Annotated in this window: 22 protein-coding genes; 6 read left to right on the forward strand and 16 right to left on the reverse strand. The window is 69.1% G+C overall.

The genetic code is table 11. The features are described from left to right. Nucleotides 1-43: 43 nt before the first annotated feature. Nucleotides 44-403: an ArsR/SmtB family transcription factor gene (locus tag M0M48_RS12385; RefSeq protein ID WP_257751361.1), complete on the forward strand. Its 360-nt coding sequence runs from the start codon at nt 44-46 to the stop codon at nt 401-403. 953 nt (nt 404-1,356) lie between these two features. On the opposite strand, the gene M0M48_RS12390 is transcribed toward M0M48_RS12385, so the two are convergent. The 7 genes from M0M48_RS12390 to M0M48_RS12420 all read right to left on the reverse strand — a co-directional run bounded on the left by M0M48_RS12390 (nt 1,357) and on the right by M0M48_RS12420 (nt 8,625). Then, nucleotides 1,357-1,875, reverse strand: a complete 519-nt coding sequence (locus M0M48_RS12390; protein WP_257751362.1) for a hypothetical protein — start codon at nt 1,873-1,875, stop codon at nt 1,357-1,359. An 89-nt stretch (nt 1,876-1,964) separates the two neighbouring features. Continuing rightward, nucleotides 1,965-3,238, reverse strand: a protein-coding gene (locus tag M0M48_RS12395) for an IS3 family transposase (protein ID WP_257751310.1) whose coding sequence is annotated in 2 segments (ribosomal slippage) — nt 1,965-2,890 and nt 2,890-3,238 — 1,275 coding nt in all. Because the reading frame shifts where the segments join, the coding sequence is not laid out codon by codon here. Nucleotides 3,239-3,637: 399 nt separating this feature from the next. Then, on the reverse strand, nt 3,638-4,204 hold the full coding sequence (locus M0M48_RS12400; RefSeq protein ID WP_257751363.1) for a hypothetical protein: 567 nt from the start codon (nt 4,202-4,204) through the stop codon (nt 3,638-3,640). After that, nucleotides 4,201-4,476: a hypothetical protein gene (locus tag M0M48_RS12405; protein WP_257751364.1), complete on the reverse strand. Its 276-nt coding sequence runs from the start codon at nt 4,474-4,476 to the stop codon at nt 4,201-4,203. The genes M0M48_RS12400 and M0M48_RS12405 overlap by 4 nt, the downstream gene beginning before the upstream one ends. Before the next feature lie 23 nt (nt 4,477-4,499). Beyond that, a complete protein-coding gene (locus M0M48_RS12410) occupies nt 4,500-7,730 on the reverse strand; it encodes a LysM peptidoglycan-binding domain-containing protein (RefSeq protein WP_257751365.1) in 3,231 nt (1,076 codons plus the stop codon). Beyond that, nucleotides 7,727-8,176, reverse strand: coding sequence for a pilus assembly protein TadG-related protein (locus M0M48_RS12415; protein WP_257751366.1), 450 nt, complete (start codon nt 8,174-8,176; stop codon nt 7,727-7,729). The genes M0M48_RS12410 and M0M48_RS12415 overlap by 4 nt, the downstream gene beginning before the upstream one ends. Further along, nucleotides 8,176-8,625: a TadE/TadG family type IV pilus assembly protein gene (locus M0M48_RS12420; protein ID WP_257751367.1), complete on the reverse strand. Its 450-nt coding sequence runs from the start codon at nt 8,623-8,625 to the stop codon at nt 8,176-8,178. Before M0M48_RS12420 ends, M0M48_RS12415 begins: the two co-directional genes overlap by 1 nt. 170 nt (nt 8,626-8,795) lie before the next feature. Between M0M48_RS12420 and M0M48_RS12425 the strand changes: the two genes are divergently transcribed. The 5 genes from M0M48_RS12425 (at nt 8,796) to M0M48_RS12445 (ending at nt 14,854) form a co-directional block, all read left to right on the forward strand. Beyond that, entirely contained in the window at nt 8,796-9,899 is a 1,104-nt protein-coding gene (locus tag M0M48_RS12425; protein WP_257751368.1) for a tyrosine-type recombinase/integrase, read from the forward strand. 22 nt (nt 9,900-9,921) lie between these two features. Then, the gene (locus M0M48_RS12430; protein WP_257751369.1) at nt 9,922-10,233 is read left to right on the forward strand and encodes a helix-turn-helix domain-containing protein; all 312 of its coding nucleotides are present in this window, start codon (nt 9,922-9,924) and stop codon (nt 10,231-10,233) included. 383 nt (nt 10,234-10,616) lie between these two features. After that, a complete protein-coding gene (locus M0M48_RS12435) occupies nt 10,617-12,146 on the forward strand; it encodes a hypothetical protein (protein WP_257751370.1) in 1,530 nt (509 codons plus the stop codon). Nucleotides 12,147-12,271: 125 nt separating this feature from the next. Then, a complete protein-coding gene (locus tag M0M48_RS12440; RefSeq protein ID WP_257751371.1) occupies nt 12,272-14,413 on the forward strand; it encodes a heavy metal translocating P-type ATPase in 2,142 nt (713 codons plus the stop codon). Further along, a complete protein-coding gene (locus M0M48_RS12445; protein WP_257751372.1) occupies nt 14,414-14,854 on the forward strand; it encodes a heavy metal-responsive transcriptional regulator in 441 nt (146 codons plus the stop codon). A 5-nt stretch (nt 14,855-14,859) separates the two neighbouring features. On the opposite strand, the gene M0M48_RS12450 is transcribed toward M0M48_RS12445, so the two are convergent. The 9 genes from M0M48_RS12450 to M0M48_RS12490 form a co-directional block, all read right to left on the reverse strand. Further along, on the reverse strand, nt 14,860-15,321 hold the full coding sequence (locus M0M48_RS12450) for a TadE/TadG family type IV pilus assembly protein (protein ID WP_257751373.1): 462 nt from the start codon (nt 15,319-15,321) through the stop codon (nt 14,860-14,862). A gap of 17 nt (nt 15,322-15,338) precedes the next feature. Then, nucleotides 15,339-15,542: a hypothetical protein gene (locus M0M48_RS12455; RefSeq protein ID WP_257751374.1), complete on the reverse strand. Its 204-nt coding sequence runs from the start codon at nt 15,540-15,542 to the stop codon at nt 15,339-15,341. Between the two features lie 71 nt (nt 15,543-15,613). Then, on the reverse strand, nt 15,614-16,528 hold the full coding sequence (locus tag M0M48_RS12460; RefSeq protein WP_257751375.1) for a type II secretion system F family protein: 915 nt from the start codon (nt 16,526-16,528) through the stop codon (nt 15,614-15,616). Further along, nucleotides 16,525-17,475, reverse strand: a complete 951-nt coding sequence (locus tag M0M48_RS12465; protein WP_257751376.1) for a type II secretion system F family protein — start codon at nt 17,473-17,475, stop codon at nt 16,525-16,527. The genes M0M48_RS12460 and M0M48_RS12465 overlap by 4 nt, the downstream gene beginning before the upstream one ends. Next, on the reverse strand, nt 17,472-19,172 hold the full coding sequence (locus M0M48_RS12470; protein ID WP_257751377.1) for a CpaF family protein: 1,701 nt from the start codon (nt 19,170-19,172) through the stop codon (nt 17,472-17,474). Before M0M48_RS12470 ends, M0M48_RS12465 begins: the two co-directional genes overlap by 4 nt. Next, a complete protein-coding gene (locus tag M0M48_RS12475; RefSeq protein WP_257751378.1) occupies nt 19,169-20,008 on the reverse strand; it encodes a MinD/ParA family ATP-binding protein in 840 nt (279 codons plus the stop codon). The genes M0M48_RS12470 and M0M48_RS12475 overlap by 4 nt, the downstream gene beginning before the upstream one ends. Before the next feature lie 3 nt (nt 20,009-20,011). Continuing rightward, nucleotides 20,012-20,503 carry an SAF domain-containing protein gene (locus M0M48_RS12480; RefSeq protein ID WP_257751379.1) on the reverse strand — a complete coding sequence of 164 codons (492 nt, stop codon included), beginning with the start codon at nt 20,501-20,503 and terminating at the stop codon, nt 20,012-20,014. Between the two features lie 506 nt (nt 20,504-21,009). After that, on the reverse strand, nt 21,010-21,456 hold the full coding sequence (locus M0M48_RS12485) for a helix-turn-helix domain-containing protein (protein WP_257751380.1): 447 nt from the start codon (nt 21,454-21,456) through the stop codon (nt 21,010-21,012). Between the two features lie 29 nt (nt 21,457-21,485). Further along, complete coding sequence (locus tag M0M48_RS12490; RefSeq protein WP_257750317.1) at nt 21,486-22,451, reverse strand: IS481 family transposase; 966 nt, start codon at nt 22,449-22,451, stop codon at nt 21,486-21,488. Nucleotides 22,452-22,528 lie beyond the last annotated feature (77 nt).

Genomic DNA, 22,528 nt, shown 5'->3' on the forward strand with positions numbered 1-22,528 from the left:
GGACACATCGACAAATGTCAATGCGTGAGGAAGAATGGTCTCCATGCCGACTCCGCTTCCCGTGATCCAGCCGGACGACCTGGCCGCGTGCTGCTCCCCAGTCACCGGTGGAGTCGTCAGCGACGAGGCCGCGGAGACGCTGGCCCGGATGTTCAAGGCGCTGGGCGACCCCAAGAGGGTCAAGCTGCTCTCGCTCATCGCGGCCTCCGAGGACGGCGAAGCCTGCATCTGCGACATGACCGAACCCGTTGGCCTCAGCCAGCCCACCGTCTCCCATCACATGAAGCTCCTGGTCGAGGCCGGACTGGCCACGCGCGAGCAGCGCGGCAAGTGGGCCTACTACCGAGTGGCTCCGGACGTTCTTCGCTCCCTGTCAACCGCACTCGAGCCGATCACTAGCTAGCTGGCAGCGGTCGACTGGCGCGAGTCATACGAGGCCCCGGGAGGTCGGGCGCCGTGGTTCCAACCTGATCAGCTAGGTCCGACGCCGTCGTCCTCGTCAAAGTTCGTCGCGGATAGTTCCGTCCATCTTCCCCACATCTCGACACCGATTTCGGCCGTGATCCGCGGGCCGCGAGTGTCGGCGGCGGTGGTCGACGTCAACCTCGAGGACCGGTCCCACGGGTCAGGTCGGCACGACTTTTCGATTCCCCAGCGCGGACCAATCGGTGCGTGCTCTACTTGCGCCAAGAGCCCCAGGTGACCCGAGACGCCTGAGGCTCTTTCACGTCCAGCACCGGCGGCACGAGAGCAATCAGCGCATCGGCCCAGCGCCCCCATCCAGGGGCCGGATCCCGGCCGGGTGAACGAGAACAGGTCCCCGTCCTGCTCCGAGGACGGGAGCTGCCTTCTGTGATCGGTGAGCGCTACGGGTGACGCCGACCCCGCGCGGACCCATGTAGGTCGCGACGGGCACGACCCTCATGTGCCAGGTGGCGCTCCACTCAGCGAAGTTGGAAAACGCGTCCGGTCCCTGCTCCCCTACCGCGATGATCGCCTCGCCGTCTCGAGCCAGCCGCTCGAGCCACTCGGTCCGGTGGTCGTCGATGAACTCGCCCTCAACGACCACAGGGTGCTCCGCGGCGTACCGGCCCTTAGGGGGCCTCGATAATCCGGACGTCGCGACCTCGTCCCACGTCCAGTGCCCAGCCGGTCAGCCCGGGGTACTGGACCGGGTTCCGGGCTGGAGCAGGCCGGCCTCGAAGGCACGCCAAGTGGGCGCCATGTCGTACATCTGAGGCCGCGGGTCTACGCCCCGACTGAGCCACTCGGCCAGGCTCGTGAACAGGCCCATCCGGGGCGGCATGCTCGGCAGTTCGGTGAGTCGGGCCCACACGTTCTCCACGTCACCGCCCGTCACTGGGTGAGCACCTGGGCCTCCCCGATCCGGATCGGGAGCGGGTCGGTGGTCAGATCGAACTCGATGGTTCCGGACTGACCGCCTCCGGTCCACTCCACAAGCCAGTGGCTGGTTGCGGTGACCTGGTAGGCGCCCTCGGGCTGGTTGGCCGACATCTTGGCATAGCGGTGCCCGCAGGTCGGTGAGGCCTGCTTGCCGAAGTGGTCGGCGTACGGCGTGCCCTTGCCCGTGCAGGTGATCTTCTTGCCGTCGCCCATGTTCCAGACGATGCTCGAGACGCTGGCGGTCGCGCTGACCGAGACCGTGCCCTCGCTCGCAGACGCGGTGATCGGACCGAACGTGTCATCGGTCGGCTGGTCAACCCACATCCAAACCGGCAAGCCGACCAGGCCGGCGCGGTTCGGTGCGGACTCCGGCACGATCCCGATCGTGATGGGGTCCAGGTCCATCGACGCGATCGCGCGGTTGGCCAGCACGACCGGGTCGACGGTGACGGTGCCGGCCTCGATCCACATCAGCTCCCACGACGACCCAGGAGGCGGGAAGTAGCAAACATGCCACGCACCATCGGGCCCTACCCCCGGATCTTGGACACGGGGTGTGATTACGCGGCGGGCTGCAGCGTAGCGGCGTGGCCGGTCTCGTAGGCGATCGGCGACAGGTAGCGACACCACGAATGGCGCCGCCGGGTGTTGTAGCGGGTCAGCCACTTGAAGACCTGGCGACGGCAGGCGAGCTCGTCGGACCAGGTCCGCTCGTCTTGGAGGACCTCCCGCTTCAGCGCGGCGTTGAATGACTCCGCCAACGCGTTGTCGGCCGAGGACCCGACGGCACCCATCGACTGGGTCACGCCGAGCTTCGCGCAGAGCTTGGCGTAGTCCTTCGAGCAGTAGACCGACCCGTGGTCGCTGTGGAAGATCGCCCCGGCCAGTGATCCGCGGGTCGCGGCCGCGGCCTTGAGCGCGTCCTCAACGAGCTCGGTGCGCATGTGATCCGCGATCGCCCAGCCCGCGAGCCGACGGCTGTAGCAGTCGATCACGGTGGCCAGGTACAGGTTGGTGCCGTCTGCGATCGGCAGGTAGGTGATGTCGCCGACGTAGCGCTGGTTCGGCGCCGGGGCGGTGAAGTCCCGCTTGAGTAGATCGGGCACCTTCTGTCCCGATGGCTCGGGGATCGTGGTCCGCACGCGTCGCTTCTTGACGTAGCCGCAGATACCGGCCGCACGCATCACGCGGGCGACGCGCTTGTGGTTGACCCGCTGCTCAGGCGGTGCGCCGTCGTTGAGGTCGGCGGTGATCCGAGGCGCGCCTTGGGTGTTGTCAGCCTCGTGGACCTTGCGGATCCGCTCGACCAGCGCGGCGTCCGCGGCGGCCCGCTCGGCCCGCGCTGGTGCCCCGGCCTTCCACGCGTAGTAGGAGGAGCGCTCGATCTCGACGAGCTCACACAGTCGCTTCACCGTCCAGCCAGGGCGGGAGGTGGCGGAGTTGTCGGCGACGAACTGGAAGCGACTCACCAGCGCGTCTCCCCGGCGAAATACTTGGCCGCCCGCTGGAGGATCTCCCGCTCGGTCGTCAGCTTCGTTGTCTCTGCCCGCAGCGCCGCATTCTCGGCCTCGAGCCGGGCGATCTTCTGCTCCGGCGTCTCATCGGCCGGCCCGGACTGGCTCGACTTCGACGGCGTGGCTTGCAGTGGGCTGGAGGTCAGTGTCCCGTCAGCGGCGGTCTTCTTGCCGGTCCCGTAGACCTCGAGCCAGTGCCGCAGGGTGCCGCGCACGATGCCGAGGTCCTCGGCGATGCCGCGGACTGTGGCGCCCGGGGTGGACTCGTACAAGTCGACGGCCTGACGACGGAACTCCTCGGAGTAGTTCTTCCTGGCCATGGTTCCTGGATCATCTCGCTTCCCCAGCAGATGCTGGATTCAGCGTGTCCAAGAACCGGGGTCAGGCCCCATCCTCGTCGGTCTTGCCCTCGGGGGGCACGAGGTCTGGGTCATCCGAAGCTTCGCCCACAAAGCAACCGTGAGCGCTGCTCCACACCGATCCCTGCGGACCAGTGCACGGGATCTCGTTGCCCGCGTACGAGCAGGTCGACGACGAGCCGCCGGTGTTGCCATCAGTGCCGTCGTTGCCACCGCCGTCCTCGCATACCCATGTGAGAGTGCCGGTGTCGGGGTCGCGATCCCAATGACAACTTCCGCTGCCCTCGGCCTTTGCGACATCTGGCAACAGGGCTACAGAGATCCCGCCAACCAGCAGGACAGTCGAGGCGAGAACGCGCGCTAGCACGTCTCCTCCCAGCGAACGTCAGCCTCGCTGACCAACCAACGGCCCTTCTCGAGGACGACCGTGTAGTCCGTCGGCAGAGGATTGGCCAGCGGCCGCCCGTTTGGCCCCTGTGCCGGCGGCACCTCCTTGCCACCCTTCATCTCCTTGACTCCGCTCCGGTCCTCGCAGTCCGTGATGATGAACTTCTTGGCCGTTCGAGGTCGCGGATCGCTCAAGGAGTGGCTGTAATCGCCGGTGACCTTGATCTTGTACAGCTCGAGGTCCGCAACACGTGCCTGAACCTGGAGGAACTCGTCGCCAGTGGCAACCTTGTTCAACCTCTTGAAGTCGATCGTCGCTGCCCGGAATGCGTCATCCCGGACGCCGAGGTAGGCCGTGAGCTGGGCCGCTGCCTTCTCCTCGGGTGTCTTGGGCGTGGGTGAGGCGTCGGTGGGCGTCTCTGTCGGTGTCGCGGTGGGTGTGTCGGTGGCGCCGGGGTCGGTGGCGTCGTCCGAGCAGCCCGTGAGGGTCAGGGCCAGGGCGAGGGCCACTCCCCCGAGTGCGGAGTGGTGCTTCCTCATGCGGTGTCTCCTCGTGTGTTGGGCGGGGCCATGACGGAGTGTTGGCTGACGTCGTTGGCGATGTGCTCGAGGTGTTCTTCGGCGGCGTCGACGAGCTCGGCCGGCGAGCCGTTGTCGGCGGGGTCGATGCCGAACTTCTTGTCGGCGTTGCAGAGCGCGCGGACGGTGTCTCGCACGAAGACGGCCCTGGCGACGCGTCGTGCGTCGAGGTCGGGGCGATCGCCGCCGGCCGCGACGTAGCGGCCGGCGAGCTCCTGGTCGAATGTGGTCATGTGCTGGGTGTGCCCTTCCCGAGTCAGCTCGCGAGCCAGCCGTGGGTACTGATGATGGTCTTCGTACGCTCCGACAGTTCCAACGGGGCGTCGCCGTCGTCGGACCGGTTGCAGATCTCCTCGCGGAGGATCCGGTCGGCCTCGAGCTGGTCGCCCTCGGCCATCATGACGTGTGCTAGGCACAGGCGGGTGCTCTCGCCGTCGGGGTCGGCCCGGTTGGCTACGTAGGCGGCGGAGCGGGCCTTGACCAGGTCACCGGCGGCGAGGGCCTCGGTGACGACGATGAGGGCGACGTCGGCGATCCAGCCGGACGCCATGAGGTCCACGCGGTCGGGCTCGTTGACGAGCCAAGACCATCCCTCTTCACGCAGCTGGCTGAACGGCTTGGCTTCGCCGACGAGCTCGAGCGCGGTGCACAGGTCGGTGACGCCTTCGGCGCCGCCCCGGGCCTGCCCGCGCTTGCGCAGTCGGAGGAAGAGGTGGAGGTCGACCAGGAGGCCGTCGTCGACTTGGTAGACGTTGACGCCGCGGAGCTTGGTGGCCGGTGCCTTGTCGGCGTGGGGCAGGTGGGGCTCGGCGGTGCTGGGGTTGGTGCCCAGCCACTCACGGACGGTGTTGGTGTAGTCGCGCACCTTGCCGGGGGTGATGCCGAAGGCCTCGCCGATCTCCTCGCGGGTGGCGCCGTGCTTGCGGTGCAGGGCGAGGTAGGCGAGGAGCTCGGTGAAGTAGGGCTTGCGCTTGGCCAGGGCCTTGCCGTGGGTACGAGCGGTGACCGGGCCGAGCAGGCTGAGCCGGGGACGAGCGCAGTCAGTGGAGAACCAGTCGGCGATGTCTTGGTCGAGGGTGGGGTCGCTCTGCTCGACCTCGGCGCGGACGTGCTCGGGGACCTTCGGTGCGAGCGTCTCGAGGTCCTCCTGGACGATCGCGCTCTGCCGGATGTAGTCCTCGTCGTCGCCCTCGAGGAGGGACGACAGGGGCTCGTCGACGGCGTCGGCGGGGGTGTTGCGCGGCAGGGTGTACTCGCGGCGCAGTGCCCCGGACTGGTCGGTGTAAGCCTCCCAGCCGTCGGTGGCGGTCTCGTCGACCGGCACGGGGACGTCCTCGGCGACCTCGCTCTGTGCGTAGACGAGGGCGCAGCCGCGGGCTTCGTCGCTGGTGAGGCCGACGGCGATGAGGTTGAGGCCGGCGTGCTCGAGGACGACGCGGCCGGTGTTCGTCATGTGCAGGACAGCGCCGGGTGTGTTGGGGCGCTCGCCGGCGACGACGATGGAGGTCGCGGACTGCCCGACGTGGTCGTTGACCAGCTGCAGCAGCTGCTCGAGGTCCTCGGGGTCTCCGGTGGCCGCGTCGAGCAGCAGCATCCGGGCCGGCCAGGTGTCGTCGTCGACGCTGCCGGTGCGGGCGGTGGACACGTCGGTGTGATGTCGCTTGGCCCGGTCGACGGTGGTGACGGCGGCCGCGAGGACCTCCGCGGCCGCGGGCGACCCGGCTGCTCTGGTCGGGTAGTAGCTGATCCGCTCGTCCATGGCGACGGCTTCCTCAGCCACACCGATGCAGTCGACCTGCACGCGCCGCGACCACGGGTTGACAGCCAGCTGTGCGGCGAGGTGGCGGGCGAAGTCCCGGCCGTAGGTGGGGTCGCCGCTGATGGTGAGGGTGGACAGCTCCTCGCAGTTGAGCAGCCACGTCTCGCCGGTGTCGCTCATCCCGATGGTGGCCAGGAGCGGGTAGGGCGGCTCGACGTTGCCGGTGTCGGGGCCGAGCTCGTCGGCGGCGGTGTCGGTGGTGACGTGCCAGTGGGTCTGGTCGGGGCTGCCCACCCAGGGCGCCGGGACGGCGGCCGGGGCGCTCAGGTGCAGGGTCAGCTTGCCGTTCGCGAGCTCGACGGCTGCGAGCGGCGGCATCGTGGTGCCCTGCGCGCCGACGGCGGCCGCGAGACGGCGAAGCGCCTCGTCGGCGAACTCCACGGTGGCAGCGGCCGTAGCGCCGGTGGCGTTGAGGGTCATCTCGACCGGCGCGAGCTCCGGAGGCGGCGCGGCGATCGCGCGGCCGGGCTGCCGGTTCCGGTAGCCGGCACGGCGACGGGACCGCAGGGCCATGAGCAGTGCCCCGGACAGCAGGACTCCCCCGCCGGTCAGACCGGCGAGGACCCACGGCGCGTCGAGGATCGAGTCGTCAGCGTCGTCGACCTGGTCGACGTCCACAGCCGGCGACGCCTGCTCCTCGGCCTGGGGCGGTGCGACGTCCGGCACGGCCGTCTCGGGCACCTCGGACTCCGGGACGACCGGGGGCTCTTCCTGGGCCGGTGGGTCGACCGACGGGTTCTCCTCGGCCGGTGGGTCGACCGGCTGCTGGTCTTCGTGGCTGGCTGGTGTCTCGGCTCCGGGGATGTTGAGCTTCCAGCCGACGTCGATGACGTTGGGATCGGTCAGCTGGACTCCGCCGGGCTGGGTGACGCCGGTGGAGGCCTGGTAGATCTCGGGCCACCGGTCGGCGTCGCCGAGCTGCTCCTGGGCGATCTCGCTCAGTGTGTCGGTCGGCTGCACGGTGTAGGCGTGCGCCGGTGTTCCACCACCGAGCGCCGGCAGCTTGAGCACCCATCCGGGCTCGAGGAAGCTCGGCTGGCCACCGAGCAGGTCGCGGTTAAGTTCGGCGATCTCCTTGTACCGGGCCCCATCTCCGAAGTGGTCCTCGGCGATCGACCACAGGCTCTCCCCTGGCTTCACGGCGTGGTCGACGGTCTGGGGCGCCTGACGCTCCTGCTTCGTCTCGACCTTGACGTCCTGCTGCACAGGCGCTTGGTCGACGACGCCGGCGTGGACGTGGCTCACGGCAGCCGGGGCGGCGACGGCCGGGGCAGCGGTGGCCGCCTGCGCGGTGATGGGTGCGGCGATGAACAGCAGGGCCGCGAGACCGATCAGGTTGCGGGCGCCGGCCTGCGGGAGCCTGAGGCCCGGCAGCTGGGGTGCCTGGACCTTGCGGAGGCGTGCGATGGCCTCCACGGCCAGGCTCAGCGCCATGAAGGCCCACGCGACCCAGCCGATCACCTTGAACAGGCCGAGGACGAGCGTGCCGTCGTCGGGCGCCAAGAGCGCGTTCTTGATGCCGTCCAGGGTCGGCACCTGGTCCGGGATTGGGCTGGCACCGATCGCGAGGAACAGTGCGGGCAGGCCGAGGACGATGCCGAGCACGGCAAGTGCCGCGGCGAGGCCGGTGAGTCGCTGGCCCAGGGTGGGATGGGTGGGCGTAGTCATCTTTCGATGCCTCCTTCGGCGCGGATGAGCCGCGCGGACGCCTCCCCGGTGACCTGCATGGAGTCCAGGCCGATGATCCCGAGGAACTTGCTGGTGTAGGTGTCGGTGGTGGTGACGATCAGGGTGTCGCCGTCGACGACGCGTGCTGTCCCTTCCACGCCGGCGGCCTGGAGGTAGTCCAAGGCAGCTGCCTTGGCGGCGTTGATGTCGACGCGGAGGTCCTCGCCGCGCACCGCGGTCGAGCCCTGGACCTCCTGGGCGCCGGTGCGAGCGGCCTGGGATGCCGCGCTGCGGGCCTGCTGCTGGGTGTGGACCTTGCCGCCGAGGTCGACGGCCATCCCGACGAGGATGATCATCGCGAACGACGCGGTGGCGAACCAGACGCTGATGGAGCCGCGCTCATCGCGCGAGCGCCGCGGCGTGAGGCTTCGGATGCGGTGGCTCATCATCGGCGCTCCCGGTAGGCGTCGACGGGGCTGCTCGCGGTGGCGGTGATGGTGCGGGTGCCGGGGAGGCCGGGGATGCTCAGGTCTGCGACGTCGACCTTGCAGGTCACGGTGGCGGTGACCTGGCCGGTGGTTCCCAGCGGGGCGTTGAACGCCGCGGCGTTGACCGTGATGTTGGTGGTCGTGCACTGCAGGCCCTGGTCGCTCAGGCTGCTGGTGGCCGCGGACTTCCCGGAGCTGATCGCCTCGCTCTGGGTGCGCTCGATCGAGGCCGCGCGGGCTGCCTCGTAGGAGGCTGCGTCCACTGCCTGGTTGGCGATCTCCACGCGGCCGCCGAGGATGATCATCGCCACGAAAAGGCCGAAGGCCGGGACGCCGATCGCGGCCTCGATGGCCACCGATCCGCGCTCGTCCCGGCGCCGCGCACTCCGCTTCGTCTGCCTGGTCATGTCCCTAATGCCGTGAGTTCCCCAGGCCCCTGACTTCCGCCTGTGGCCGTTGTTCCTGCTCAGCGCGGCCATCTGACATCGCCGCCCATCTCCGAGAGAACATCGGGATTCCTGAATATGCTGTGATATCTATGACCTGTGCATCTGATTCGTGATCCCGAGGTCCGGTCGTGACGCTGGCGGTGGTGCGGTCGATCGACTCGCCACGGCGGCTTGCCTCGACAGCCGACATCGAGGAGTTCGAGCAGGACATCGTCGATCAGCACGCGCTGGCGATGGTGGGCGCCGGCCTGACCGACGGGTACATCGACGCCGAGCGCTCGGCGGTGATCGAGTTCGCACGCCACCTCGGCGAGCCGGTGTGGAGGGCCACCGGCGACGACGCCGACCGGTATCTGACCTGGCTGCGACGCGACCGCGGCCTGGCCCGATCCACGGTCGAGTCCAAGGCGACCGCCGTCGCACGTTTCTTCGAGTTCATGATTGCCCGCTACCAGGGCGACATCCACGCGCTCACGGGCGTCGTTGTCCCCCAGCCGATCGACGAGTTCAACCGTCCGGCGTCGACCTGGACGCGCGCTGTGCGGGTGCCGCCCAGTGACAAGGAGGTCGACCATCTCTTCGGCAGTTGGGGCGACGCGCTGCCCGACCAGCGCAAGTACCTGACCGCTGCCCGCGACTACATGGCCGCTTCGCTGTGGCGACGGGTTGGGCTGCGGCTCAACGAGACCGTCATGCTCGACCTGCGCGATTGGCGCCCCGACCTCGGTGAGTACGGCAAGCTCCAAGTCCGGTACGGCAAGGGTTCGCGCGGTCGCGGCCCGAAGACCCGGCTGGTGCCGGCCATCAACGGCGTCGACGACCTGCTGACGTGGTGGCTGAGGGACGTGCGCCACCAGTTCGGTGACGACTGGGAGAAGCCCGACGCTCCACTGCTGCCGAGCGAGCGCCACGACCCGATGACCAACCTCCCCGCCAGAGCGGGGTCCGACACGTTGCGTTCTGGGTTGGTCGGGGCCGTCGAACGATGGTTGCCGGGCTGGAACGGCCGCCTGACACCCCACGTGTTGCGGCACTACTGCGCCAGCACGCTCTACCACCGCGGCATGGCGCTCACGGCCATCCAGGAGCTGCTCGGCCACGAGTGGCTCAAGACCACCACCGTCTACGTCCACAGCGACCACATCGAGCACGCCTGGGCCGAATCGAACCAGCGCCTCACCGACCGGTTCGCCCTGGCTGCCGACTTGGGCGCCGGCTTGAAGGAGCGATGATCCGATGCAGTGGAACCTGCGCATGGCAGCGGCCGAACGCGGCATCTGGAAGTCCACCGAGCTGCGGCGGCTCTTCGCCGACGCCGGACTCGAGATCTCCGCCGGCAAGATGTCGGCCCTGTGGACCGGCACCCCGACCACCATCCGCCTCGACGACCTCGACGTGATCTGCACGGTCCTCAACTGCGAGCCCACCAAGCTGCTGATACGCGAACCCGACAAGGTCGCCGCCCGCAGGGCCGCGAAGACCGCGACCGGTGAGGAGCCCCAGGGTGCTCCCGGTCCGGCGGTGCAGCCACGACTCGGCCGCAACCGCACCAAGCCGCCGGCGTAGGAGCCGGCGCAGAAGCGGGCAAACCACCCAAGCCCTGCATCGCCTGCCGCGCCCGTCCCGTCGCCTGGACCACCCCACGCGTCGACTACTGCTACGACTGCCTGCCCGGTGGCCCTTTCGCCCCGCCCGCCTGCAGTCGCTGCGGAACCGGCGACACCGCCGACGAGGGCAATGACAGGCACGACGATCGGAACGACGACGGGCACGACGACGGGCACGACGACGGGCACGACGACGGGCACGACGACGGGCACGACGACGGGCACGACGACGGGCACGGCTACCCCTACGACGTCGCCTATTACTCCCAGGGCCTGTGCACCCGCTGCCACCCGAAGGCGCCACAACGCCTCGAGTCGTGTCGTCATTGCCTGGCCTGGGGCGTGATCCGCAAGTACAAGTGGCTGTGCTGGCGCTGCGCCAGTTGGCGTGCGCGCCTCGACCGCGGAACCTGCCGGATCTGCCGACGCCCCGACCTCCCGATCACGCCCGACGAGGTATGCAACCTGTGCGACCGCCAGCGAGTCATCGCACTCGGCTCCAGCCTCAAGGAAGCCAACGCCGGCGGACAGCAGCTCTACTTGGCCAACATCGCCTGGGAACCGACCCGCACGGCGCATGGAAGCGCGCGGCGACGCGCCATCCCCCTCAACCCACGCGCCGCTCGGCATGCCGACCAACGAGCCAGGGACCGCGTCGCGTTCTATCCCGTCAATGAGGTCCAGCTGACCCTGTTCGACATGCACCGCGACCTGCCTGCTGCCCGCGCTGCCGCCGAACGCAACGGCGGGTACCCCGACCCGCCGCACCCGCAGATGGCCGCCTACCTCGACGCCGCCGTGCGCGACCATGCCCGCCGCCACGGCTGGTCCAAGACCAGCACCTATCGCACGCTGAGGTCGATGCGGGTGCTGCAACTCATGCAGGACACACCCGGCAGCCCGCTGTCGGCGAGGGACGCGATGTCGCTCAACGACATCGAGCTGGCCGCGATCCCGGTCATTGACATCGCCACCGCTGTCGGTCTCATGCTCGACGATCGCCAGCCGGCCATTCACGCCTGGTTCGCCGCCACCATCGCTGAACTTCCGGAAGCGATGCGTGCCGAGGTGACCGAGTGGTACGAAGTCATGCTCAACGGTTCGACGACACCACCACGACGCAAGCCCCGTGATCAGCAGACTGTCCGGCTCTACCTGCGCTGGGCGATGCCGGCTCTGACCGCCTGGGCCACGCAGGGGCACACCTCGCTGCGGGAGATCACCGCGACCGACGTCCGTGATGTCATTCCCAGCTCGGGCAACCCGCGCTCCACCATGGGCGCCGGACTCCGCTCGATCCTCACCCTGCTCAAGGCCCGCAAGGTCCTCTTCGTCAACCCGATTGCCCGCATCCAGACCGGAAGCCACGAACGCCGAGACCCCCTGCCCGCGCACGTCGACAAGATCCGCGACGCGCTGCTCTCGCCCAAACCTGCCTGCGCGGCGCTGACCGCGCTGGCCACCTTTCACGGCCTGCGCGCTGGAGAACTGCGCAACATGCACCTGACCGACCTCGCCGACGGCCGACTGCAGCTCGGTGAGCGCAGCATCCTGCTCGCCGACCCCGTGCGCGTCCGCCTCGCGGCCTGGCTCGACCACCGCAACCGGGCCTGGCCCAACACCGCCAACCCCCACGTTTTCCTCAACCACCGCAACTCCAGCCGCACCACGCCCGTCGGCGGACGCTGGCTCACCCTGGCCACCGGGATCCCCATCCACGTCATGCGCGAAGACCGGATCCTGCACGAGGCCCGCGCCACGGGTGGCGACGTCCGCCGCATCTGCGACCTGTTCGGCCTCACCGTCGAAGCAGCCCTGCGCTATCTGCCCCCCGTAGAGCCCGGGGGCCCCGAAGAGCCCCGCCGCTCCTGAACCCTGAGGACTCCGGCTCGTGATTCCGGTCACGTTGACCTCCAGCGGGGTTGAAATTGGAGTCGACTCCAAGTTCTACGCTGGTGGTGTTCGCGACCTTCGACGAAAGACAGGGAGCTCCACCCATGAGCACGGCCCCGAACCAGACCATCCCCGATGTAGTCGAGGAGCGTAGCCAGCGCCGGTACCTGCTGCTCGCCGGATGCGTCGACTGCGCCGGTGACCTGGCCGCGCTGCGGCAGGTGCCCGGCGTCCACGAAGTGCGCTTCCTCGAGGCGACCGGCGTCATCGCCGTCGACGCCGACCCGCGTCTGGAGGACGGGGTGCTGCTGCGCGCCGCAGCCGGGTCGGGTCTGACGCTGCAGCGACAAGACACCACCCGCCCCTCCACGCCGCCAACCGCGCCCCCATGGTGGAAACGTCCGGCTCTGATCGCCCTGGTCGCGGCGACCGGCCTGGTCGCTGCCGGCCTGCTGGCCGAGCACGCCATCGACGCCGAACCGGTTGCCCTCGCGCTGTTCCTCGCCGCGATCGGCATCGGCGGCATCTACCCGGTCCGCGAGGCCCTCAGCGTGCTGCGCACTCGGCGGCTGTCGATAGGTGTGCTGCTGGTCGCCGCCGCGATCGGGGCGCTCGCCCTGGGCCGGGTCGAGGAAGCCGCCGAACTGGTGGTCATCTTCTCCCTCGGCGAGGTGCTGGAATCCTATGCCGCCGACCGGGCCCGCGGCTCGATCCGTGCCCTGATGGCGCTGACCCCGCCGGTCGCCGAACGACTGAGTATCGACGGCAGCAGCACCGCCACCCCGGTGCAGGAGCTGAACATTGGGGATGTGGTGCTGGTCCGGCCACACCAGCGCATCCCCACCGACGGCGAAGTCCAAGACGGCAGTTCGTGGGTGGACGCCTCCGCAGTCACCGGCGAGTCCATGCCCGTCGAAACCACCACAGGTGCAGCCGTCTACGGCGGCACACTCAACGGCGACGGGGCCTTGCGCATCGAGGTGACCACTGCCTACACCGACACCGTCCTGGCCCGGGTGATCCGCCAGGTCGAGGACGCACAGGCAAGCCGCGGCCGCGCGCAACGATTCGCCGAACGCTTCGGCGCGATCTACACCCCCGCCATGTTCGCCCTGGCCGCCCTTGTCGCCCTCCTGGGCCCCCTCGCCGGGCTGAGCTTCACCGAGGCCGTCTACCGGGCTCTGGTCATCCTCACGGTCTCCTGCTCCTGCGCCCTGGTCATCTCCGTGCCCGTCGCCGTGGTCACAGCTATCGCCCGCGGCGCCCGCGACGGCATCCTCATCAAGGGTGGCGCCCACCTGGAGCAACTGGCCCGCATCGACACCATCGCATTCGATAAGACCGGCACCCTGACCGCCGGACGCCCCGCGCTGACCACCATCCACGCCCTGCCCGGCCACACCGAGGATCAGGTCCTCACCCTCGCCGCGGCCGTCGAGGCGACCTCCACCCACCCGATCGCGACTGCCATCACCGAAGCCGCCCAGCAGCGCCGCCTGGCCCTTCCCGACTCCACCGAGGCGGCCACGACCCCGGGAGTCGGCGCTCACGCAACCGTCCGCGGACATCGCATCCACGTCGGGCGCGTCCGCCCCGCCACCGACGCCACACAGACACACGAAGCGCTGGCAGACCTCGAACAGCAGGGCCTGACCCCCGTCGCGGTCTATCGCGACGACATGCTGATCGGCATTCTCGGCGTCTCCGACCAGCTGCGTCCCGACGCCGTCGCCGCCCTGGCACAGTTGCGGAAGCTGGGGATCGCCCGCACCGTCATCCTCACCGGCGACCATCCCCGGGTCGCCGAGGCCGTCGCGGCCCAGCTCGGGATCAACGAGATCCATGCCGGGCTCCTGCCCGAGGACAAGACCAGCCAGGTCCAGAACCTGTGTCGACAAGGCGTCGTCGCGATGGTCGGCGACGGCGTCAACGACGCCCCGGCGATGGCCAACGCACATGTTGCCATCGCGATGGGCGCGGCCGGAACCGACGTCGCCCTCGAAACCGCCGACGTCGCTCTCATGGCAGACGATCTGACCCGGTTGCCGGCCGCGATCCGGCTCGCCCGCCGAGCCCGCGCCAACATAACCCAGAACATCGTGATGTCGCTGGTCGTCATCACCGGCCTCGTCGCCGCCGCCACGGCCGGAGCTTTCAACCTCACTCAGGGCATCATCCTCAACGAGGGCACCGCCCTTCTGATCATCGCCAACGGCCTGCGCCTGCTGCGCCACAAGGAGGCATGAATGTCCATCATCACCACCACCACCAGCGGGTTGACCGTCTCCGCACTCGCCGACCGCGTCGGAGTGCGCCCAGACACGGTCCGCTACTACGAGCGCATCGGCCTGCTGCCCACCGCTGCCCGCACGACCGGCTCCCACCGCCGCTGGCCCGAAGAGACCACCGATCGGATCAGGTTCATTCAGGGCTGCCAGCGACTTGGCCTCAGCCTCGACGAGATCCGCGACCTGCTCTCCGTCCGCGACACCGGCGCCTGCCCCTGCGAACCTGCCGGACCACTCCTGGCACGCCACATCGACGACCTCGACACCGAAATCCACCGACTCACAACCCTGCGCGCCGAACTCGCCGGCATGCTCGACCGCGTCGGACCCGACTGCCCAGACCCAGCACCGGGAACCTGGCAACCCACCGCCAGTTCCCGAACCCAAGCACACACCTAGGCTCATCACCGCTCCCCAACCCCCGAGTTCCAAGCCGACGACCCTTCGGAATTCGCGAACCCACCGGAGGGTTCGGTCAGCCTTTCGACCGGGACGCTGGCGCTCTGGGTGACGGTGACGTGCCAGCCGGGGATCACGCTCATGGACTGGCCGGTGACGGTGATCGTGGCGGTGGTCGTGGTCCGTGATCCGGAGACGCTGGTGGAGGTCATCACGTCGGCGCCGCCGGCGTCCTGGAGGAACGTGTTCGCCGTGGCCACACCGGCCTCGCGGGTGCCGGTCTCGCTGCCTGCCTCGCGGGCGCCCTCTTGCGCGGCCGCGAGCGCTACCTGCTTCGCGTGGTAGTACAGGGCGCCCTGGAGGCCGAGGAACATCAGCAGGAAGAGCGCGGGCATCAGGAAGACCATCTGGATGGTCACTGACCCGCGCTCGTCCCGGCTGCGGCGGCGGTGGAGGCTGGCGAACATGGCGAGATCGGTCCCGGCTACTTGATCTTGGCGGACTCGCTGGTCACGAAGAACTTGATGGCCGCGACGACGATGCCGACGATGACGATCACGGCGCCGGCCCAGATGACCTGCTCGATCGTGACGGAGCCGCGCTCGTCTCGCTGCCTGATGACGCGGTCCTCGAGGGAGGCGAGCGTGGTCAGCGCCGCCAGCTGGAGGGCGATGAAGAGCTTCAACATCGGGGTTCTTCCTTCCTGTTCGGGTGTTGCGGTCTGGGTGACCGGGTTTCTTGCGGTCGGTGTTAGGTCGGTCAGGTGGTGAAGCGGAGCATCGAGGGGGCGACGAGGATCGCCATGAAGACGACGCCAAGCAGGCTGGCGGGGATGTACATGCGCTCGGAGGTGGCGTTGGCCTTGCCGATCTCGGCGCTGAGCATCGCCGAGCGGAGTGCGGCTGCACGGGCCCGGAGGTTGTTGTAGATCTGGGCTCCGTCCTGGCCGGACTGCTGCATGATGTCGGCGAGGTCGTCCAGCTCGGGGACGCCGAGCTCGTCGGCCAGACCGTGCAGGGAGTCCCAGGGCGCACGGGTCATGTAGCGGGCGCGGCGCAGCTCGCTCTCGATCCGCTTGAAGACCCAGGTGTCGCCGACTTCGGCCGCCTGGCGCAGCGCCTGCTGGCCGCTGGAGCCGTCGCGTACGCCGGTGGCGACCATGTCGATGTAGGCGCCCAGGGCGCGGCTGAACTCGATGCGGGCCTTCTTGGCGTCATCGGCGGCGTTGTAGTTGGGCATGAACCAGAACAGGGCTGCCAGGGCCAGCGACCCGAGCGTGGGGATCGCGAACGGGAGCGGGAGCCCGATCAGGCGGAAGAATCCCGCCAGCAGCGGCGGCATGATCAGCCCGAGCATCGCCCAGACGACCTTCTCGCCGTAGAAGCGGGTCTCGCTGATCTGCAGTAGCGCCAGGTCCTTGCGGGGTGTGTGTGCCCAGGCACCGCCGGGCAGGTTCTTCATCGCCCACAGGCCGATCCGGTCGACGGCCGCCCCGGTGTCAGTTGCGGCGTCGTCGAGGCCGTGGGCGGTGCGGCGGGGCACGACGTGGTCGGGCGAGAGGCGGTCCAGGGCGTCGACCAGATCAGGATCGGACGGCGCGATTCGCCACACGAGCAGGGCGAGGGCCAGCCCGAGGAGGGCGCCGCTGGCGAGGGCGATCTGAAGGCCGGTCATGCGAGTGCTCCTTGGTTCTCGACCGGTGCCGTGCGCTGGGCGGCGCGGTGCGCGTTGCGGGCCGGGAGGTCGAGGAACCTCGGGAGCGGCTTGGCGACCGCCATCCGGCGCATCCATAGCAGCGTGGCCACGTAGGCCGAGAGCAGGACGGCAAGGATGACCTGGCCCAGCGGGGAGCCGTAGGGCTCGATGTAGTCGCCGGTGAAGGCGAGCATGCCGAGCACCCCGAGGGTGATCACGGTGACGGTGCGGGCGGTGGTGCGTGGCTTGGCCTGGTCGGCGGCGATCTGGCGGCGGGCGCGCACGTCGGAGGCGACGGTCTCGGCGAGGGCGTCCAGCGCCTTCGACAGACCGGCCTGGCCACGGCCGCTGGCAGCCAGGATCAGCTGGCTGGCCACGACGTCGCCGGTGGAGTCGTTGAGGTCCTCGGCGAAGGCGCGCAGCACGTCCTCGGTGGTGGCGGTGTTGTTCCACAGCCGGGAGACCATCAGTCCGACCTCGCGCTCGATCGGCGCCGGCGCGGACTGCAGGGACTTGATGAGCGCCGAGCGCAGGGACTGTCCGGCGGTCAGCTTGCCTGAGAGGGACCGCGTCCACTCCTCGAGCGCCTCGAGCTTCTCGATGCTGGCGGCCGCCGGCGGGGGCGTGAGCAGCAGCGGGATACCGATGATCCCGGCCGGGACGAGCACGATCGCGATCACCCAGCCGGTCACCAGCGCGACCAGGAGGCCGGCCACGGCACCGCCGACCATCAGGACCCGGGTGCGCCGGTCGAGCCGGACGAACCACTTCCCGAGCCGACCGAACGGGGTGACGGCCCGGGTAGGCCGCGGCGGCTTGGCCTCGTCGACCGGTGCCGGGATCAGCGCATAGGCCATGCCGATCAGGCCGATGACGATGAGGGCGCCGAAGACGGCAGGCAGGAACGCTGATGATGTTGGGCTCATGAGGTGGCCATCCCCGGGTTGGCCTGGGACTCGGCCTTGTACGCCTCGAGGTCGAACCCGTGGCGGGCCAGCTCCTGGGCGAGGAAGTTGTCGAGCTTTCCGGTGGCCACGGCGTGGCCGAGCTTGTTGGGGGCGAAGATCGGGGTGGTCGCGTACCCGCGGGCGGCGTCGATGCTGGGCTGGACGACCAGGACCTCCTCGACCCAGCGCTGCTTGCGGAATCTGCCGTCGCCCGAGTTGTTGGGGTTGGGGATGACCTCCGAGCGCAGGTACATCACGATGTCGATCGCTGCGGCGAGCTTGCTGATGGCCAGCTCGCGGGTGACCTGGGGGCCTTTCTCCATGGCGCAGGAGACGAGCTTTTCGATGGTGTGCTCGGCGCTGCGGGCGTGGGTGGTGCTGATCGAGCCCGGGCCGGACTCCATGGCCTTGAGCATGTTCCAGACCTCGGGGCCGCGGACCTCGCCGACGATCTGGCGGGCGAGGTTGAACCGGAAGGAGTGGTGGATGGCCTCCTCGAGGCTGAACTCACCGGCCTGGCGGCCGTCGATGCCGACCTCGCCGGATCCGGGGCGGTGCTCCCAGGCGTGGACGATCTTGTGCCGGTCGACGAGCTCGTGCAGGTGCAGCTCGAACTCGGTCTCGAAGGTGCCGATCATCTCCCAGGGAGGGATGCAGGAAGCCAGGGCGCGGACCCAGGTGGTCTTGCCGCTGCCTTGGACGCCGGAGACGACGATGCTCTTGCCGGCGCGCACGCAGGCGGCGGCGAAGTCGGCCAGGACCGGGCTGCAGGCCTTGCGGTCGTAGACCATCTCGTCCAGCGACACCTCGCGCATGCCGTGGCGCCGGATCACAACCGAGGTGTAGGCCATCACCCAGGAGCCGGCCGCGAGCCGCGCTCCCCCGGGCAGCCGGAGGTCCAGGTGCGGGCGGGCCTCGGTGAAGGGCCGGTTCTGCCGGGCGCCGAGATCGGCGAGGAACTCGCGCAGCTCGTCCTCGGAGTCGGCGATCGGGGCGGCCTCGACCAGGGTGCCGTCGATCAGCTCCAGCCACACCGAGCAGACGGGGCCGCGGGCGATGACGATGATGTTCTCGACGTCCTCGCGCTCGACCAGGGGCTGCAGGCGGCCGAGTCCGAACAGGGCGGCATGGAGGGCGGACTTGAGTGCCTTCTCCTGGCCCGTGGTCCATGGCGGCCGACCGGTGGAGACCAGCGTCTCGGCCTCGGACTTGATGAACTCCTCGATTACGACGAGGCCCATCTGCTCGCGGTCCTCCTCGGTGACCCGGCCACCTTCCTTGTCGAGCCGGGCGGTCAGTCGCGACGAGATCTCCGCGCGGTACTGCGCGATCAGCTCCCAGTCCAGCTCGACCTCGCCATCCGCGCCGTGGATGTGGTCCTCCGCGGGCGTCACCAACGGGCGCAGGCTGAACTCCGAGCGGGCGCGGCCGGGCGGCTGACCCTCGCCTTCGCTGGTCCAGGCGCCGGCGAAGATCGGCAGAGAGGTCGGGTCGTGGTCCTCGATGACCGGCGCCGGGGGCGGGGGCGGCGGTGTGCCGTTGGTGCCGCGGCCGCGGGCGAACGGTGAGGTCTGCTCGCGGGTCGCGGCGTGACGTGCCTCAAGCCACTCGTCGGCGCGCAGCGGGTCACGGCCGTTGGTCCCCGAGCTGTCCGGGTGGTGTCCGTTGGTGCTCATGCGTGGCCTCCGTTCGTGGGAGCGAGGGCGGCCTGGTTGGCGGCGAGGATGGAACCGATCGCCGCGGCGCTGGCCCGATAGCCGCGCAAGAGTCCGGAGGACTCGAACTTGCGGGGCTTGCGGGCGCCGTGGGAGTAGACCTCGGCCGTCTCGGGCTCCCAGTCCACCGAAGAGGCCACGGGGATCTGCAGGGCCTTGGCGATGTGACGTGCGGTGTAGGGGCGGACGCGGGCTCCGGTGGGAACCGTGGGCCAGCGGCGCTCCTCGTCGACGAGGAGGACCCCGAGACGAGACAGGCCACCGACCGCGGCGAACTGTCCCCGCAGGGTCTTGGCCCAGCTGGTGGCGCCGGCTAGTGCCGGCAGCGAGCTGCGGGTGACCAGCAGGGTCAGGTCGGAGGCGGCGATGAGCGGCTGGGGCCAGCCGGCGAGGCCGAGCCGGCCGGCATCGATGATGACGTCCTGGCCGTTGCGCTCCAGGGCGCGCAGCTGCTCGGTGAGCGGATCCCACAGGGGCAGCAGGCTGGGAGCCTGCTCGTGGGCCCGGATGCCGGGCAGGAACCAGGCCGAGCGCTCGGCCGGCGCTTCGGGGTCCAGCAGCAGCGTCTCGCGGGGCAGTGCGTCGGCCAGTCCTCCCTCGCGCAGGGAGAGGGCCAGGTTGATCAGGCCGCCGGTCGGCTCCTGGGTGCCGTGGAAGTAGCCGGCGAAGACCGAGGAGGATCCGGTCGGGTCGGCGTCGGCCAAGAGCACGGGTCGGTGCCAATTGAGGGTGAGCCCGAGCGCCGTGGTGGACACGCCGGGCGAACCGTTCGCGGAGGCCAGGACGATCAGCGCCATGCCTCAGCGCTCCCGGGCGTCCAGGACGAGTGCGACCCGTCCGGTGGCGGCGCGGGCAGCCAGTTCGGCCGCCTCGGCTTCGGGCACCGCGACGTCGACGACGGTCTCCCCCGTCTCCTCGCCCCGGTTAACTCCAACGACGGTGGCCTCGATGGTGACCGGCTCCTTGTCGGTGATCTCGCCCTGGTCGCCGGGCGTGGTAACGATCCGGACGACGTCGCCGCCGTAGAGGCGCTCCGCGGGCATCTGGGCGGGAGTCAGGCTGATGCCCACCAGGGACTCCCCCTCCCCCGGCACCAGGTTGTCGGCCACGGCCTGCTCAGTGAGCAAGGTGCCGGCCCACAGGTCGACGGCGGCGCGGCTGCCCTCGAGCTCGGCCTTCCGGCTGCCGGGGACCGGGGTCAACGCCGGGTCGACGCTAACCCGCACGACCGAGAGGTCACCGGCCTCGATGGTCTCGCCACGCTTGATGTCGCTGCTGACGACCAGGACCACTTGGGTGTCGTTAACCGAGGTGAAGACGAACGCGACACCCAGGCCGCCGGCAGCGACAAGAGCCGCGCAGAGTGCCAGGACCCAAAGCCTGCGGCGGCGCCTCAGCCGTGGGAAATGGTTGTGGTCGGGAGGTGCCTTGATGCTGGCGCCAACCTCGTCCCGTGCTTGTTGAGCAGTGTTCATCGACATGGATCCCCGAGTCCTCTCTTGTCTCGATCACCTACGTGTCAAGACGCGCCGGGAGCGGTCATCACCAACCCGACTCGATAGAAACACACTAGTGCACTTCTATCGAACAGATCGTTATCCACAGCTGACCGATTCCGAGATGTCATCGCCCGAGTCCTGACCGGAAGTGGTTGCGTGGCCCAGTCCCCCCGATGGGACTGAGCGCTGGCACGCACCGAACGTCCAGGTCCATGGGACCACAGATCATGCGGACTTTTCGGTTCGAATTTCCCCTTGTGGATTACGCACAGTCTCGGAGCCACCGCTCATCTGCAGCGCTAGACCTGCCCACGCCGCAGACGCTGCTTTCGGGCTTCCTGGAAGGCCGCGACGACGACGTCAATTGTGTCCGCTAACGCACGGGCGAGGCTGTCAAGCTGCGTGGCTGCTGGGAGTCGGGTCCAACGGCCTTGCTCCCAGGCGTAGTAGGTCGGCACAGCCACGTTGACGGCCGCAGCCAACTCGGGCACCGTCAGCCCGGCCTTCAAACGAAGTGCCCTGAGATCAGGAACTTCACCATCCATGTGAATGAGACGAAGGGTCGGGATGTCGAGGGCTCTAGCAAGCTTCACCAAGAAATCCGGCCGAGGGACCGACGCGCCCAGCTCCCAACGAGATATGCGCTCCCCACCAGCGGCACCAACGAGACGCGCCAACTCATGCTGGGTCAAGCCTGCCTTCTCGCGAGCGGCGCGCAGCACTGAGGGGTCGAGTCCGGAAACCATCGCTGACAGACACTAGTTGTACCCGGCCATCAGGTTGGTAGCAGCCGGCTGATCGGCGGCTTACCTCCGAGTGCGCTGTGGCGGCGTTCAGTGTTGTAGTGCTCGAGCCAGGGCGCAAGGGCGGCTACTCGCTCGTCGTTGCTGGCGAAGGCGCGACGGTAGGCCCACTCGGTGGTCAGGGTCCGGTTGAGGCGCTCCACCTTCCCGTTCTGCCAGGGACAGTGCGGCTTGATGAACCTCTGCTTGATGTCGTGCTCGGCGCATACGGCACGTAGCGACCATCGGTAGGCCCAGGCGTTGTCTGTCATCAGACGCTCGATCCGGGTGATGCCATGGGCTGCGAAGTAGTCGATCGCGCGCTCGAGGAACGCGGCGCAGGTCGGGCCCTTCTCGTCAGGCAGCACCTCGCTGTAGGCCAGGCGGGAGTGGTCGTCGACGAGTGAGTGAACGAAGTCGAACCCGACCTTGGTGTTGCGATCGCGCATGATCGACCCGGCTCCGCGGCCGTGAGCCTTCCAGCCGCCGCCGGCGGGGATCTTGCCGAGCTTCTTGACATCCATGTGGACCAGCTCGCCAGGCCGCTCTCGCTCGTAGCGGGTCGCGGTCTGCTTCGAGGATCGGATCACCTCGCCGGTGATCGGATCCAGCTCGCGAAGGTAGGGCACGTGGTGGCGGCGCAGGATCCGCGACACTGTGCGGGCAGGAACGCCGACCTTCGCTCCGAGGACATCGGGTCCGTCGCGATGCTCGGCACGCGCGGTGAGAACCTTCTGCTCGACCTCGTTGCTGGTCTTGGTGGGCATCGAGTGGGGGCGTGAGGAGCGGGTGGCCAGGCCGTCTTCGCCTTCGGCGGTGTAGCGGTCGATCCAGGTCTTCACGCACTTGCGGGACACGCCCATCGCCGCAGCGATGTGGGCTTGTTTCCAGCCTGCTTGGTGGCGTTGGACGATCAGGCGCCGACCGTGAACGGTCAGCCGGGCACTACCGTGGGACACGAGAACCTCCGGGTTGGAGTGGGCCTTAGACAAGCCACATCCCATTCGGAGGTTCTCGTTCGTTCAACCAGGCTCGC

Origin of the sequence: Pimelobacter simplex, assembly GCF_024662235.1 — a bacterium.
In the GTDB taxonomy this organism is placed as follows: domain Bacteria; phylum Actinomycetota; class Actinomycetes; order Propionibacteriales; family Nocardioidaceae; genus Nocardioides.